We start from the raw sequence: 16,409 nt of genomic DNA on the forward strand, positions 1-16,409 counted from the left end.
TTTTGTACACATAGTTGATGGCTAATAGCCGAATCTCTTGATTTAAAATTACGTCTAGTAAAGTAAAAATTTCACCATAGTAAAAATACACAAGGAAAAAATTCAACATACCAACAGTTTGATTGGTGTTCCCAGTATCAAATATCAAAAGAAGCTAAAAGTCTTCATAAAAGGATGAGATCTGTTAAAAAGGTGATTTTCGCATATTTCTAAAAACCCATACCGCCTAGATTTATAATTCACTAAACTAAACTTAACATGGAAAGAGCCCCACCCGAGAGATTATTTTTTTTATTAAACAAACAATTTTATTCATTCAATCATAACTATATGAAAATAAAAATACCAATTATAATATTATTTTTGATTACTGGTTTAGCCTTTGGGTCAAATGCACAAGAGCGTACAGTTACTGGTACTGTAAAAGCAAGTGAAGACGGATTGCCAATCCCAGGCGTATCTATAAAGGTAAAAGAAGCTTCTGCAGTTGGCACTACAACAGGAGTTGATGGCAAGTTTGCCTTAAAAGTTCCAGCTACGGCTAAAACTTTACAAATTTCTTATTTAGGATATACTACTAAAGAAGTTGCTATAACTGATGCAGCTATTAATGTGTCTTTAGATTTAGATTCTAAAGTTTTAGATCAAGTTGTAATCACAGCTGGTGGTGTTTCAATTAAACGTCGTGAGCAAGGTAACCAATCTACTACTATTAAAGCCCAAGAATTAACACAAGCTAAAGCATTTAACGTTGCCAGTGCCCTTACAGGTAAAGTGGCAGGTTTACAGGTTAATGCTGTAAGTTCTGGTGTTAACCCTACCATTAGATTGGTTTTACGTGGTAACCGTTCGTTATTGGGTAATAACCAGGCATTGGTTGTTGTAGACAACGTAATTGTTCCCAACTCTGTTTTAGGCAACTTAAACCCAGAAGATATTGAGGATATCCAAGTATTGAACGGTGCAGGTGCAGCTTCACTTTATGGTTCTGATGCTTCTAACGGTGCGTTAATTATTACTACCAAAACTGGTAAACGTGGTGTAACTGCTATTAATGTAAGTAATACTACTACTGTAGAGCAGGTTAGTTTCTTGCCAGAATTACAGGAAGAATATGGGTCAGGTACTGGACCAGATGATATTCCTACATATACTGAATATGAAAACCAACAGTATGGACCAAGATTTGATGGTTCGATGAGAATTATTGGTAAACCATTGGCTGATGGCTCAATCCAAACTGTGCCTTATGCTTGGAACGATTCAGAAGGTAAGCAGAATTTTTGGGATACAGGTATTTCTAACCAAACAGATTTCAGTATCTCATCAGGTGACGACAAAGGGTCTTACTATTTGTCTAGCCAGTATTTTGATCAAAAAAGCACTGTTCCAGGTGACAAATACAACCGTTTTACTATCAGGGTAAATGGTAAAAAAGACTTGGGTAATAATGTTGTTTTCCAATTCAATACCAACTATGTACAAAATAGATTTAACACCAGTACTGCAGGCGGGGCAGCTTTTACCAACGTATTAATGTCTCCAGGTCAAATTCCATTGACCCGTTACAGCGATTGGGAAAACGATAAATTTGCTAATCCAAATGGTTACTATAATGAATATTTTGCTAACCCTTATTTCAGTTTAGCTAATAATCGTGGTTTAACTAGAAATGATTATTTAACAGGTTTAGCTTCCATTAAATGGAACCCAATTAAATCCTTATCTCTATTATTTAGAACAAGTATCAACACGCGTAACTTCTCAAACAAGTCTTATACCAACAAATTTACTTATTCTGCCTACAGAAGAGGGATTAGTGGCGCTAACGTTGGTGATGTATTAGGTGCTGTAAATGATGGTTCTGGTTATACTACACAGATCAGTCCAGAGTTTCAGGCACAATACATCGAGCGTTTATCTAAAGATATTTCATTGAATGCCATTTTAGGCGCAAGCATGAGAAGCAATACTGCTAAAACTGTAAACGTAAGTGCTACAAATTTAATCCAGGCTGATCTTTTTAACATTGGAAACAGTTTATTAAACCCTGGGGCTGGTGAAAACAATTCTACAGAGCGTCAACAAGGTGTTTATGGAGATGTACGTTTAGGTTTCAAAGATTATTTATACCTGCACGTTTCTGGTAGAAATGATTGGCGTTCGGTACTGGCTCCAGAAAACAGATCATTCTTCTATCCTGCAGCAGATATTTCATTTATTGCTTCTGATGCAATTCCATTCATCAAGAACATTAAAGCCATCAACTCTTTAAAATTAAGAGGGGGTATCTCTAGGGTAGGTAACGTAAATATTGGTGCTTATTCATTAGTATCTACATTTGGTCAACAATTTGGATTTCCTTTTTCTGGAGCTCCTGGTTTTGGTTTAGGAAATAGAATTATTGCCGCTTCGTTAAAGCCAGAATTAACTGATCAGATTGAGGGTGGTGTAGATTTTGAATTGTATAATTCAAGAATAACCGGTGCTGTAACTTATTATAGCTCAAAAACAACTGATCAAACCGTTCCGGTTGGCTTACCAAGTGCAACTGGTTTTACTTCATTCTTAACTAATACAGGTGAAGTAACTGGTAAAGGCTGGGAAACTTCCCTAAGAGTTATAGCTGTACAGAACAAAACTACAGGTTTAGAAGTAAGTGTTGGTGCAAACTATACCTATAACAATAATAAAGTTATTTCAATCAGTGATGATTTGCCTCAATTGAACATAGTAACTAGTGGTAATGCAATTATTAGCGCTGTACCGGGTAAAAATTTCCCTTTTATCAAAGGTACAACTTACCAGAAAGATCCTCAAGGAAGGATTATTGTAGATAGAATTACAGGATTTCCTTCGGTAACAACCACAAACTCTGATCTTGGTAACACAGATGCTAAACACCGTTTAGGTTTAGATGCTGCTATGTCTTACAAAGGATTTAGATTAGCAGGCTTATTTGAATACAGAGGTAGCTTTGTGATGTACAACGCTGGTTCTGTCGCTTTTGATTTTTCTGGAGCAGGGATAAGAAACACCTACTTTAACCGTGAGCGTTTTGTAGTACCCAACTCTTCTTATTTTGATCCAGTTACTAATACTTATGTAGCTAACACAAATATTACTACTAGAACGGGTGGTGTAGATTTCTGGACTAACGGTCCTTCTCAAACTGCAGTTGTATCCAACTACCTGCACTCGGCTGCATTCTGGAAATTACGTGAGCTTTCTTTGAGTTATGACTTACCTCAATCAGCGTTAGGAAACATCAAATATATTAAAGGTGCTCGTATTAGTGTTCAGGGTAGAAATTTATTTATCTGGACTCCTAAAACTAATATTTATACGGATCCTGAATATAGTGCCGCTGGTGCAGACAGCAATGGGATTGGTATTACCAATATCAACCAAACTCCTCCAGCTAGATTTTACGGCGCTACTCTTACATTAACTTTATAATTGAAGATGAAAATGAAAAAGATATTAAATTGTATATTAATTTGTGCTGTAGTGATGGGCATCTCATCTTGCAAGAAGTTTTTGGATGTAAATGACAATCCAAATAATGCAACAGAATCAAATGCAGATTTAGTTTTACCACAAGCCATCGTTGCAACAGCGGCACATACAAGTGGTTTCAACCAAAGTATGAACGTTCCCGGTGGGTTTTTTGCAGGTGTTGCAGGCGTTGGTGGGTATGGTGCTACGTATACTTGGGCATATACTACCAATAGTTTTACCGCAATGTGGACGAACACTTATGATAACGCAAACGATTATCAATATGTAATTACTACAAATGCAGGCGATCCTCAATTGGTATTTACTACCTCTATTGCTAGGATCATGAAAGCCTTTGCCTTTGCTCGTTTGGTAGATCAATATAATGATGTGCCGTATAGCGATGCTTTAAAAGGTGTTGGTTCTTTAGCTCCAAAATATGACAAGGCAGAGGACATCTATAAAGATTTGATCAAAGAACTGACTGAATCTATTGCTGCCATTAGTACAGGACAGGCTGCTCCAGTGAGTGCAGGTGTTAAAGCTGTAGCAACTCCAATAGATCCTTTATTTAAAGGTAGTGGTGCTTTCGCAACCGGTTTTTCTGGCATGGACAAATGGAAACGATTTGCCAATACTGTTAGGTTACGTTTACTGGTTAAAATGGCTGGCGTACCAGCTTTAAATAGCTATGCAACACCATTGTTTGCAACTACTGCTTCGGTAGGTTATATCCAAGAAGATGCTTTATGTAATCCGGGTTATACTAAAGAAGCGGGCAGACAAAGTCCACAATGGAATAACTATGGTGCTAGTGTTTCTGATTTAGCAACCATTACTCAAAATGTTCCAACTAAATGGATTTTATCATTTTACAATGGTGTAAAATTAAACGACCAAGTAAGAGGTAGAGTTAGTTTTAGAAGTTTCCCCAATACAAATGTAAATCAATTAGGGGATGAAACTTCAGCTTCTGTAGCGGCTGTTGCTCCACCTTATAATGCATGGTATTCTGCTGCAACTTGGGCAGATGCTGCTGCAGGAAATGCTTATGGCATTGCAAAGGGGCCTAGTCAAGGGCAGCCAATATTTATGTTTTCTGAACTTAACTTTTTAATTGCCGAATGTCAGGTAAGAGGGTATTTGCCTGTTGGAGATGGAGGAGCTTCGGCTTTTAAAGCGGGAATTACTGCATCATTTGATTATTTGTATAGAAATCAAAATGGCATACTTAACCCTACTAAAGTTGCTCCAAGTGCATCATGCCCAACATGTTCAACAATAGCTACCGATGTTGATGCTTACATTACTTCGAATGCAGGTGCTGCAAAACCTTACTTGGTTAATTATGCTTTAGCACTTACAACAAATGAGAAAATTGAGGCCATAAGTACACAAAAGTATATTGCACTGGCAAACATAATGAACGATGAAGCCTTCAATGAATATAAGCGTACAGGATATCCTGCTGTTATTACCAATGGCCCAGCACCTGCAACTGATACTTTTGCTTCAAAACAATCGGTAGCAACAAGCCCAGATAAAATTATTACAAGATTCTTGTATCCTCAAGAAGAATATAACTTAAATGCAGGTAATGCTAAACCTGGCATCAGCTTATATACTTCTAAAATATTCTGGGACGTAAATTAATTTTAAAGAAATTATGAGAAAATATATTTATAAATCAATTGGGCTTGTATTAGCCATTACCACTTTTTCATCTTGTTTAAAAGATGATAGTTTGGTACTAGATCCTGATAAAGGGGTTAACGTTATTGAGTTTGTTAATCCAACAGATATAGCTGTACATGGTAGCACAACTGCTCTTTATACATTAGCATATGAAATTTTGCCAACAGCAACTGTACAAACTATAGCTGTAAGTTATTCTGGCCCAGAAAAAGTTGCTCCTCAGGATATTGAAGTTAACTTTGGGTTAGGTACTCAATCGGTTATTGATCAGTACAATACTGAGCAAGGAAAAACGGGTGCAGTTGGTACAGCAAATGCTCCATATAGCTTTTTGCCAAGTAATGTATATACATTAAGTGCCACAAAAGTTGTTATTCCTAAGGGGCAAAGCAAAGCTTCTTTTACTATTGCATTTAAAACTAATTTATTGGTGGTAGGTGTTCCTTACGCACTTCCTTTAAAAATTACTAGTGTTTCTTATGGAACAATTAGCGGTAACTTTAGTAATATCTTATTAAATGTAGTTCCTAAAAATAAATATGATGGTGTATATAATGTTAAAGGAACAATGGTTGATGTAACTAATCCTGCATTTTCTCATTATACTGTTGGTTTAGGAAGTACTGTATACCAAATGCAATTAAGAACAGTTACTGCAACAAGCTGTGTAGTTTACGACCCTAAATATTTTAATGGTGGAGGTTATTTTGTGCCTTTTTATACGGGTTCTGCAACAAGTTCATTTGGCTCATTTTGTCCTATCATAGAATTCGGTAGCGATGGTAAAGTTGTAGGCGTAACCAACCATTATGGCGTTGATGTATCATCCAATGTTCGTAATGCGGTTTTAGTTCCAGATGCTGCTGGTAATCAGTATACTGCTGCAACTAAGACGATGAAGATTAAATATGCATTAACACAAAAAGCAGGAATAAACCCACCGCTAGCAGCACCTTTTTATAGAGCTGTTTTTGATGAAACCTGGGTCTTTAATGGTCAAAGACCATAAAAGGAATATTTTGTAAATAAAAAGGGGTTGTATTTACAACCCCTTTTTATTTTAGTGAAATTATTATTTATGTAGCTTATTAGCTAAACCCATTAACCGATTTTTTTCCCAAAAAAAAGTAGTCGGGTACCTAATCCGACTACCAATTAACTATTAACTAACTAAATTAGAATTTATGAAAAAATTCTTTTGATTAGTAAACTCAAATCTAACTGGATCTTTTAAGAGGGAATATGCAAAAATCACTTTTTTCAATGCGTATTAGATCTTAGTTCCTGTTGCATTTAACATCAAGTTGTGCAGTTCTGTATTGCGAACAAAGGGTTTCATTAAGCTACTACCCGGACCATAGGCTGCCAGTTCCACATAATCTGCCGAATGCTCCATAGATGCCCATCCAATAGCGGTATATTTTTCTTGTAACTGTCCGAATAATTCAAATGGTAATTTCCGATTGTTATAAATGCCACCACCATCTAATTTTTCATAATGAACCAGTAAACTTTTAGCTTCATCATTGGTAATTGTATAACCCTGTGCTGCGGCTATCATATCTATCAAAGAGCTTGCGCTGAAACCTGGCTTAATCGAATTTAGAATCCAATCATTGCTATGTTTGAAATTTTGTAACAAATCAAATTTTTTGTTGCTGTCTGTATCACCAAAAAGCCCAGGATTACCATTGCCGTGGTCTGTTGTAATAATTACTAGTGTATTTTTATCAGCTTCAGCAAATGCAATTGCTTTTTCAATAGCTAGGTCAAAAGCGATCTGATCGTAAAGTAGTCCTGGTGCATCATTTGAATGTGCAGCCCAATCTACTTTTCCACCTTCAACTTGTAATACAAAGCCATTAGCATTGTCTTTCATCAGCTCAATGGCCTTAACTGTCATCTCTGCCAAGGTTGGTACGCGATCTTGAAGTGCAGGATCATTTGCATGGTCAACAGTAAAAGGAAGTGCATCATCATCAAATGCCCCAAGAATTGGTTTTTTATTATTTAGCTTAAGCATTTCTGCTTTAGTACGCACAATTTGATAACCTGCCTCTTCAAATTTGGCATATACGTTAGCTTTATCTTTTCTTTTCGAAGGATTGAAATATTGATTGCCACCACCCATCATTACATCAAACTGCAATGGTAAATATTGAAGGGCTATTTCGCTTTGGTCTCCACGAGAATTATTGGTAATACAGAAGCCAGCTGGCGTAGCATGGGTAATTGGAACTGTGGTAACGCAACCTACTTTTTTACCAGCATTTTTAAATTTCTGTAAAATAGGGGTATTGAAACTACCATCAGCATTGGCATTAATCTTACCGTTATTTACCCTTACACCACCTCCCCAAGCAGAACTTGAAGCTGCTGAGTCGGTTACTAGGGCATCTGCAGAAGCGGTATCCATAAAAGATCTTACTACTTTGTTTTCCCTGTACAAGGAAATCCATTTGCTTTCACGGCCTTCTTTTCTTTCTAAAAGTAAGTTTGCCATATTCAAGGTGCCCGTGCTCATGCCATCGCTTACCATGAAAATAATGTTTTTGGCACTGCCCCATGCTTTTTCTTCTGTTGGAGAAAGTATAGCTGCAGCCGAACTTAAAGGGCTAAATAAGGAAGTACCTAATACTGCCAATGTACCGTTCTTGAAAAAATCTCTTCTGATCATGGTTCCAAAATTAGCTTAGCGATATGAAGTGCATGTTAATTATAATCGTAGTTCATGTTAAATTTTGTCTAATTTTTTTGCTCCCTGCTTCTTGAACTCTGCTTATCCCCCTCTGGAGAGTTTGTCCCGATTCATCGGGAGGGTTGGGGGAGGAACATTTTGTCATTCTGAGCTTCGCGAAGAATCTACTCAATTAATTTCCCTGCTTTAAATATGCCTCCCTCCAGCCTTGCCTCGGCTCACCGCCGCCGATTGGCTCTTACCTTTCCCTTGATGGAAAGGTAACCAAAGATCAAGGCTGTAAATGCCTCGTCGGATTAGTACGTCAATTGTTTTTATACCGCAAGCTGAGCCGTTCGGCGAAAAGCCTCCACTTCTCCACCTTGCTGATCTTTCGCTAGAGAGAAAAACATTGCTTTAAACAATTAACTACTACTCCTTTCTATGCATTTAAGGCCAATCCTCGTTCTTAGGAAAGGCACGGAAAGGCTAAGGGGTATATATCTCTAGCGCACCCAGCTTGTCATTCCGACTTCGGAGGAATCTATGAATCGAATCCATTTTTCACACTTGTCATCATTGCGAGTCTCTATTCTCAGGGCTTGGTAATCTTTTACACTTGCTTTTCTTGAACTATGCTGTCCCCCTCTGGAGGGGGTTGGGGGAGGAATGGATCTGATTCCTCCCTACAGCCTTGCCTCGGTTCACCGCCACCGAAGGGCTCTTTCTTTTTCCTTGATGAAAAAGAAACAAAAAATCAAGGCTGGGAATGCCATGTCGGAATAATACGTCAATTGTTTTTGGATCGCAAAATGAGCCATTCCGGTGAAGAACCTCCAGTTTTTCGGATGTTGTAGTTTTGTTTTTGCCCTCAAGATTGCTTCACAATTCTCCATTTTGCTGATCTATCGCTCGAGGAAGTTAACTCTTTAAACAATTAACTATTCTTCCTTTCCTTGCATTCAAGGCCATCCTCTTGCTTGGGAAAGAGTTGTGGGGTTTATGAGGGGTTGCAAGATATATAATACACCAAGTTTGTCATTCCGACTTCGGAGGAATCTATGAGCCGAATCCATTTTAGCGTTTTTTAAACACCCTGCTTCTTGAACTATGCTGTCCCCCTCTGGAGGGGGTTGGGGGAGGAATGAGATTCATTAAACACCCTGCTTCTTGAACTATACTGTCCCCCTCTGGAGAGTTTATCCCGATTCATCGGGAGGGTAAGGGGGAGGAACTGTTATTAATAGATTCCACCCCCTTTGATTCCCCCGCCAGCGGGGGACACTGGGTGCATACCTATCAAGCGTTAAAATATTTGCCTTAGCTATGCGCCTCTCTATAGCCTCTTGAAGATTTATCATTCTGAGCTTCGCGAAGAATCTATTTAATCAATTTACACCTTCAAATAATGCAAGCCTACACATCCCGATTTAAAAATCTTAGCATCAACCAGCTTTAGGTTTATATTTTCTTTAAGCACAACATCTTCTAACAAACGTTTCCCTTCTCCGGCAATGATTGGATGAACCACAAAATAATATTCATCAATTAACCCCAGCGCCATTAATTGTGAACGCAAGCTTACCCCACCAATCGAAATCTTTTTGCCGGGTTCTTGTTTCAGTTTCAATAGCTCTGTCTCTAAATCATTGCGGATAATCCTTGTATTTCCATCAGCGCTCGCTAATGTTTTTGAAAAAACAACCTTGTCGATAGCATTGTGTCTTTCTGCAAATTCATTTACTGCTTTTGTGCCCGACTGTGCTTTTTCTACATCTGGCCAATAAGGTATCATCAATTCGTATGTTTTACGACCATAAACAATCAAGTCAACATCATCCATTTGGTGGGTAAAATAGTCATAAAGCTCCTCATCAGGCGTAGAATTGGTATGGTCACAATTGCCATCAATACTGATATTCATCCCGTAAATTACATTTCTCATAGCTTGTTTTTATTTGCTAAGCAATAATCAAATATAAAATACTATAGCTATTACCGTAAGGCTAATCTGCGACAAAAAAAGAGGCGTTCAAGACAAATTGTTTGGATGAGCAATTTAGTACGTTTGACCACAAGCTTGAACTAACAAAATATTAATCATCAAAACTTTTTCAACAGTTTAGTACTTATTATAATAGTTGTAGGGCTAGCCTCAAAAATGTTTTGATCATTAAAATTTAAGTGATGTTAAAAATCTTAGGTATAAATCTGTTAGTGTTTGCGATTTACGGCTTGCTCATCATCCTAAATACCTCTATGTCAAATATGGGATTTAGTATAGCAATAGGTATGGGCTTATGTATCTTTATACAAGTTATGCTAAACGTGGTTGCAGCTATTGTATTTTTAATTATGGGTAGGCGAGAGTTGGTTAAGTCCTTTTTTATTAGTGCAGCTGTGTTGGTGCCAGTAGGTTTCTTTACTTGGCTAATCTTACTTAGCATTTATGGTTAGTTCAATAATTTTAGGCGATCTGTGTAAGGTGGAGGAATTAGATTTCCATATCCCATGCTCAAGGCTTGCCTCGGTTCGTCGCCACCGAGGGGCTCCTTCTTTTCTCTTGATAGAAAAGAAGCAAAAGATCAAGGCTGCACCAGCTTCGCTAAAAATCAAAGATCAAAACCTAAAATAAAAGAACTCGCTGCGCTCAAACAGCTTTTATTTCTTACGGTTGCTCTCATTGATTTTTAACGCGAATCCGCTGAGGCCATTATCGTACATGGTAAAGGGTTATGGGATTTTGAGGGGTTGCAAAGTTCATATACGCTAATACACCAAGTTTGTCATTCCGACTTCGGAGGAATCTATAAGCCGAATCCATTTTCAAACTTGTCGTCATTGTGAGAGCCTGCTCCGATTTATCGGAGGTCGGTTCTTCACCGCCCGAAGCAATCTCCTTTTTAGCGTTTTTAAACACCCTGCTTTTCTTGAACTATGCTATCCCCCTCTGGAGGGGGTTGGGGGAGGAATGAGCCGAATCCATTTTCAAACTTGCCGTCATTGCAATTTTTTTTCACAGGACGAAGCAATCTCCTTTTTAGCGTTTTTTAAACACCCTGCTTTTCTTGAACTATTGAGGAAGAAGCACATCTCGAAATAGGAGTTTCCTTTACTGACTTTTTAGAACGCTTAGCAAATGGAAAAGAATGGTTTAACTAACAAAAACGCCAGCTGCTAAGATGGGTTTTGCAATTGGAAAATCTTAACTATACATCAACTACGCATTATCTATGCTTTAGGTATACTTCAGGTATGCATATGCTATGCTTCAGGAATATTCCTTTAATAGATATTTGGGAATCGGTATTTATGAATGCATTTTGAATATTTGCCATCTGAAAAACTTGTGTATATTTAAATGTTACCTGCAAGCGAAGCGTATACTCTACAAACTTAAAAGTAATAGTAACAAATGGACATTCGATTATTAGTTTTAAGGACAGGCGACACCAAACGACTTGCAGACTTTTATAGCTTGTTCGGACTGACTTTTGACTATCACAAACACGGAAATTCACCATTTCATTATTCAGCAGCAATCGGACAGTCAGTTTTGGAAATTTATCCATTGACAAAAAGCCAAGCCGAAGCTGACAAAAATCTGCGGTTAGGTTTTAGCATAGACAACTTTGACCAAATGGTTGTGGCTTTAAAAGAATTACAAATTCCGTTTTCATTAGAGCCAACACAAACTGACTTTGGCTTTATGGCAATTATTTCTGACCCAGACGAACGAAAAATTGAACTTTATAAAAAATGAATGCAATAGGGGTGTGTAAAAAAGAAGACTAGCGCATATGTCTTGTGCAAAAATTGGCTTTAATTTTGGCACAAACGGGATCTTGGGACCATAGTAAACATTGTAAGGTAAAAGCTAATTACTTATTTTTGCTACTCAATCAATCAAATGAAAATAACCCAAGCTAACCTTGCCGACGTTAAGGAACTGGACAAACTGGTGAACTCTGCCTACCGGGGCGAGGACTCAAAAAAGGGCTGGACAACAGAGGCAGAAATACTTGATGGCATTCGGATAGATGAGGAGGCATTGGAGCTAATGATAGCCAAGCCAGCAATAACGATCTTAAAGATCACCGATGAGAACGATAAGATCTTAGGTACGGTTTGTTTGGAGGTAGAATTAAACGAGTTGCACCTTGGTATGTTTGCCGTATCACCCCTTTCCCAAGGCAATGGTATAGGTAAGTCGCTTTTAATTGCAGCTGAGCAGCATGCCCTCGAAAATAATTGCGCTAGGATTGTCATTTCTGTGATCAGCACCCGAGTTGAACTGATCAACTGGTACAGCCGCCATGGCTATGTGCCCACTGGAGGTTCCATTGCATTTGATGAGATAGAGGGCAGGTTCGGCGACCCAAAGGTATCGGCCATTAGCCTTATCGAGATGGAAAAGGTGATTAATACCTAATAGGATAAAATGTTTGCTGAACTTTTTGTTTAAGCTATTGGTTAACTGTTTTGTGTCTCGTCCTGAAATTGGTTTTAATTTTAGGTACAAACGACACGCTTGCGCCAGCAGGGGGAAGAGATTAATCAAACTTCATATTGTTGACTAAAAAAGACTTTGCTTGTTCGCGTGTGTAGTTTTTTAGAAATGCGTTATGTGCCTTATCTCCATTTTTCTGAATCTTTACATCCGCCTCCTCTATTAATAATTGCAATAACTCTATTAGCGATTTAAGGTCACGCACTCTCGGACTCGCTAATTTCCTTGCAATAATTATATTTTCCGTATCGCCATCCAACATATGCCCAGTTTTGGAGACCTTTATGAAAACCATTGCTTGTTCATTTACTGTGTCATCTCGATGCGCAATATAAGAATGTCTTAAATGCATTAAATGATCATGTACTTCTTGGTACTTCTTATCATACTTCTCAAATAGGGATTTCTCAAGTTTTGACATTCCTGCCTTGTTGTCCGTAAAACATTTTCCGTAGGTGATGATAATTGATTGCCAAAGTGCAAATTCTATTATGTCGTTGGGATTATGCGATTCCTTTAAAGAGATTAGCTGTTCAGTAACTTGTGTAACAAAAGATAAATCTTCCCTAATAAGCATGAATGACTTTAGTTTCTTAGTTAATTGTTCAGGCATAACATATAATATGCTATTAGGATATTTATCCTTTAACATCTTATAAATATCTGCTGTAGCTTTCTCTTTTTCTGTCATAATAGTAAACCTATTTGTAATTATTCACTTCCTTGAACAAATTAATTGATTGTATTCGATTTGCATAAAAAAGCTATCAAATAAAATGTTCATTCTTTTTACATCTCAAAACCCAAAAAGCCTGTTCCCTCATTGCAAACAGTATTTCTCATAAAAACACAATAACAACTAAAAGTTTTAATTGCTGTAAACCAATAAATTATAACTAAATTTAAACTTAACTATTTCAATTAATAGTTAACAAATTAACCCTCACAACCAAATATTTATTGAAAACGCTCCTCCTCTTTATCATTAGTAGCTTGCTATTGTTTACTGTTCCACCACGCAAAACTGTACCCTTTCGCGGACCAGTAGCTACCTGTTATGGCAAAACACCATGTAATGCCTGCTCCAACTGTTCGGGTTGTAAATATTGCAACAATGGCGGAAGCTGTGGAATTTGTGCCAAACCAAAAACAATAACTACCAACAACTTAACATCAAATACAACCACCAATAAAACCAATGTTTATGTTGGGCAATGTAAAGCGCTCACCAAAAAAGGGGCGAGGTGTAAAAGAAGTGCTAGCAGTAACGGTTATTGTTGGCAACATGGGAAGTAGCCTAGAATTAGGGGGATTACAAATCCCAATTATAGGAGGATCAAGGTGTAAAAGAAGCGCTAGCGGCAATGGCTATTGTTGGCAACATGGGAAGTACTAGAATTAGGGGGATTACAAATCCCAATTATAGGAGGATAAAGGTGTAAAAGAAGCGCTAGCAGTTATGGTTATAGTTGGCAGCATGGGAAATATTGATACCTGTTAAAAAATCAATGGTTACGGGAAACCATAAAAGTTTGAAAAAGATAAATGGTAGTTTGGCATATTCAAATTAAGATGCAATAAGTAATTAATAAACAGATTTAAACGGTTATACTCGTTATAAATAACTAAACTCGGATAAGTTGCACCAAGCCGTGAGTTGGCGGTAATTTTAAATACACGAACACTAACAAATAGACAAGAATATGGATTGGACCAAAATAATGACTGAGATAGGAATAGTCGGAATAATTTCAGGACTAATAGTTTGGTTAATTAAACAACTGGGACAGATGTTTATTGACAAAAATATTTCTTTGTATAAACAAGAACTCCAAAACAAATCTGACCAATATAAATCTGAATTGAATCAAGTATTTGAAAAGTATAAATCAGAGCTCGCATTTCACTCACAAAAAGCTTTTAAACTTCACGACAGACGACTTGAAAAAATTGATGAATTATATTCATTGCTATCCGACTTTTATAATGATATGTTCACATTAACAACTTGGAAAATTGTGACAGGAATGAAAGATGAAGAAGTTAAAAAACAAGAGTATGACAACACAATGAAAGCGGGAGAAAGTGGTAATAAATTTTTAATTTATTACGACAAAAACAAACTTTATTTTAATTCAGAAACTTGTAAATTAATTGACGAAATAATTCAACTGTTAAAGGGAAGCCATTCTGACTTCTCTTTTAAGTATATTTTCGGGCAAGTTTCACCCCAAATGGAGATCGAAAATATTAAACAAGCGACTGAAAAAATTAGAAATAAGGTTCCAGAAGTAAAGACGAAACTTGAAAACAATTTTAGAGAAATAATCGGAGTTGAAAACTAAAAAACTACCGCCAACATCGGTTTGGCAAAATGGCGGGTTCAGTGCTAAATTCAACAGCAGTTCTTCGATTTGTGCAAACCTGAACATTTATGCTTCGATTTCCGCCACTTCGCCAAGCTGCAAACCGTTATTGGCAATGGCATCAACAAAACCTAAATTTAATAACCAATTATGAAAAATAAATTATGAGTAAAATTTACAATTATTGTGCGTTCTATGTTGCTGAACCATTCAATGAATCTTCTTTAGGTGCACATGCCACCAAAGATTTTTGTTACTACGGTATGTTAAAGGCTTGGAAAGGTCTTGACAGTGCTTTTCCATTTAATAATTCACATGATACAACCTATAATGTGCGTGATAGTAGCGATTGGGAATTAACTCTAAAACCAAGACTTAGGGAGCGCCTAAAAAACTCTGATAATATTGTATTTTTTTTGAGTGATTCAACTATCAGCTCAAAAGCATTAGTTGAAGAAATTGATTATGGTTTAAACACTTTGGGTTTACCAGTTATAGTAATTTATCCGGATTTGAAAACAAAGGATGAATTATTAACTGAATCAAAAATTGGGTTTAATAATAAAGTAAAAGCCTTGTGGGACAAGTTATCAATCTTCAAAAATTCAAAATCAAAGGTTCCTATCTTGCATGTTCCAATGAATAAAGAATTGATAAAAAATGCTTTACAAAATTCGGATTTTAGAAAGGGATCGAATAAGAAAGCCAGTGATTATCATTATTAATTATATCTATGAAAGTCAAATTGTTTGAAAAGAATATTAGGAATAGATTTTGGAAAATATTTTCAATAATATCAGGCATCATCTCATTTGCATTTTTATTTATAGATATACCAACAAATATTAAAGAATATCTAGCATATATTGGTGTTTTAGTGCTTATTATCCTAGTGGTTATTTATTTTTTAATCTGGCTTTATGCTAATACCTTACGGAACATTGATGTTGATATTGATGGTAGTAATGTAAATATTAAATGTGGTGATATTTTCGAACAAGATGGATTAAAGGTTATAACTTTCAACGAGTATTTCGATACTATTGTGGATGATAAAATAATTTCAAATTCATCTTTGAATGGAATTTTTATAAAAAAATTCTTTCAGAACAACGTGAACGATTTAGATGAATTTATTAGGAGCAATTCTGTTAATGAAGATATAACTGAACTTGATGTCGTGCGCCATCTTGGAGGCAAAAATGTTAAATATAAATTAAGTACGTCACTTGTTTATGAAACCTTTGTTCTCACCGCATTTACAAGATTTGACAATCAAAACAGAGCAGTTTTGACAATGCCAGAGTATATTGAATTTTTAATCAATTTTTGGGATCGAATTAATAGGGTGTACGCTCAGAGGACAGTTTCAGTTCCAGTTTTTGGTTCAGGGATTACAAGAATTAAAGAACATAAAAACATCAGCGACGAGGAATTGCTAAAAATTATGCTTTGGACTTTTAAATTAAGCGAAATGAAATTTAAACATCCAGCTAGATTGTCTATTATTATCCATGAAGATAAAATTGGTCAAATTGACTTATTTAATTTAAAATCAATCGAGCTTAGTATTTAATTTGTTTAAAACATTAAGGCCTTGTTAAAAAGGGTTAGATAAGCAGCTAAAACCGAAAAAACTTATAAAAGATATTATTATACA

14 protein-coding genes are annotated in these 16,409 nt (G+C 36.5%); 10 read left to right on the plus strand and 4 right to left on the minus strand.

Translation table 11 applies throughout. From position 1 onward, the window contains the following. Window positions 1–330 precede the first annotated feature (330 nt). Genes FA048_RS15790 through FA048_RS15800 form a run of 3 tightly spaced genes read left to right on the plus strand, consistent with a single transcriptional unit; the run spans window position 331 to window position 6,205 of the window. On the plus strand, window positions 331–3,459 hold the full coding sequence (locus FA048_RS15790) for a SusC/RagA family TonB-linked outer membrane protein (RefSeq protein WP_136842869.1): 3,129 nt from the start codon (window positions 331–333) through the stop codon (window positions 3,457–3,459). 12 nt (window positions 3,460–3,471) lie between these two features. Continuing rightward, window positions 3,472–5,154, plus strand: a complete 1,683-nt coding sequence (locus tag FA048_RS15795; protein WP_169306892.1) for a SusD/RagB family nutrient-binding outer membrane lipoprotein — start codon at window positions 3,472–3,474, stop codon at window positions 5,152–5,154. A gap of 13 nt (window positions 5,155–5,167) precedes the next feature. After that, complete coding sequence (locus FA048_RS15800) at window positions 5,168–6,205, plus strand: DUF1735 domain-containing protein (protein ID WP_136842873.1); 1,038 nt, start codon at window positions 5,168–5,170, stop codon at window positions 6,203–6,205. A 261-nt stretch (window positions 6,206–6,466) separates the two neighbouring features. Here FA048_RS15800 and FA048_RS15805 read toward each other — a convergent pair whose 3' ends face one another. Further along, window positions 6,467–7,873: an alkaline phosphatase gene (locus FA048_RS15805; protein WP_136842875.1), complete on the minus strand. Its 1,407-nt coding sequence runs from the start codon at window positions 7,871–7,873 to the stop codon at window positions 6,467–6,469. A gap of 1,393 nt (window positions 7,874–9,266) precedes the next feature. Then, window positions 9,267–9,818 carry a dihydrofolate reductase family protein gene (locus FA048_RS15810; RefSeq protein WP_136842877.1) on the minus strand — a complete coding sequence of 184 codons (552 nt, stop codon included), beginning with the start codon at window positions 9,816–9,818 and terminating at the stop codon, window positions 9,267–9,269. Window positions 9,819–10,060: 242 nt separating this feature from the next. Between FA048_RS15810 and FA048_RS15815 the strand changes: the two genes are divergently transcribed. The 3 genes from FA048_RS15815 (at window position 10,061) to FA048_RS15825 (ending at window position 12,305) form a co-directional block, all read left to right on the plus strand. Further along, window positions 10,061–10,330 carry a hypothetical protein gene (locus FA048_RS15815; RefSeq protein WP_205943509.1) on the plus strand — a complete coding sequence of 90 codons (270 nt, stop codon included), beginning with the start codon at window positions 10,061–10,063 and terminating at the stop codon, window positions 10,328–10,330. 958 nt (window positions 10,331–11,288) lie between these two features. Continuing rightward, on the plus strand, window positions 11,289–11,636 hold the full coding sequence (locus FA048_RS15820; protein ID WP_136842881.1) for a VOC family protein: 348 nt from the start codon (window positions 11,289–11,291) through the stop codon (window positions 11,634–11,636). Between the two features lie 147 nt (window positions 11,637–11,783). Beyond that, window positions 11,784–12,305, plus strand: a complete 522-nt coding sequence (locus FA048_RS15825) for a GNAT family N-acetyltransferase (protein ID WP_136842883.1) — start codon at window positions 11,784–11,786, stop codon at window positions 12,303–12,305. Between the two features lie 121 nt (window positions 12,306–12,426). Here the strand turns inward: FA048_RS15825 and FA048_RS15830 are convergent, their stop codons facing one another. Together FA048_RS15830 and FA048_RS20030 are read right to left on the minus strand one after the other, a co-directional pair. Further along, window positions 12,427–13,074 carry a hypothetical protein gene (locus FA048_RS15830; protein WP_136842885.1) on the minus strand — a complete coding sequence of 216 codons (648 nt, stop codon included), beginning with the start codon at window positions 13,072–13,074 and terminating at the stop codon, window positions 12,427–12,429. A 364-nt stretch (window positions 13,075–13,438) separates the two neighbouring features. Beyond that, window positions 13,439–13,573: a hypothetical protein gene (locus FA048_RS20030; RefSeq protein ID WP_262709724.1), complete on the minus strand. Its 135-nt coding sequence runs from the start codon at window positions 13,571–13,573 to the stop codon at window positions 13,439–13,441. On the opposite strand from FA048_RS20030, the gene FA048_RS20130 reads away from it, so the two are divergent. From FA048_RS20130 to FA048_RS15845, 4 genes are all read left to right on the plus strand, one after another. Further along, window positions 13,536–13,679 carry a DUF5763 domain-containing protein gene (locus tag FA048_RS20130; RefSeq protein WP_225872568.1) on the plus strand — a complete coding sequence of 48 codons (144 nt, stop codon included), beginning with the start codon at window positions 13,536–13,538 and terminating at the stop codon, window positions 13,677–13,679. The genes FA048_RS20030 and FA048_RS20130 overlap by 38 nt on opposite strands. A gap of 425 nt (window positions 13,680–14,104) precedes the next feature. After that, window positions 14,105–14,728: a hypothetical protein gene (locus tag FA048_RS15835; protein ID WP_136842887.1), complete on the plus strand. Its 624-nt coding sequence runs from the start codon at window positions 14,105–14,107 to the stop codon at window positions 14,726–14,728. A gap of 185 nt (window positions 14,729–14,913) precedes the next feature. Then, complete coding sequence (locus tag FA048_RS15840; protein WP_136842889.1) at window positions 14,914–15,474, plus strand: TIR domain-containing protein; 561 nt, start codon at window positions 14,914–14,916, stop codon at window positions 15,472–15,474. 8 nt (window positions 15,475–15,482) lie between these two features. Next, complete coding sequence (locus tag FA048_RS15845; protein WP_136842891.1) at window positions 15,483–16,325, plus strand: macro domain-containing protein; 843 nt, start codon at window positions 15,483–15,485, stop codon at window positions 16,323–16,325. Window positions 16,326–16,409 lie beyond the last annotated feature (84 nt).

Origin of the sequence: Pedobacter polaris, from assembly GCF_005116505.1 — a bacterium.
Classification (GTDB): Bacteria; Bacteroidota; Bacteroidia; order Sphingobacteriales; family Sphingobacteriaceae; genus Pedobacter; species Pedobacter polaris.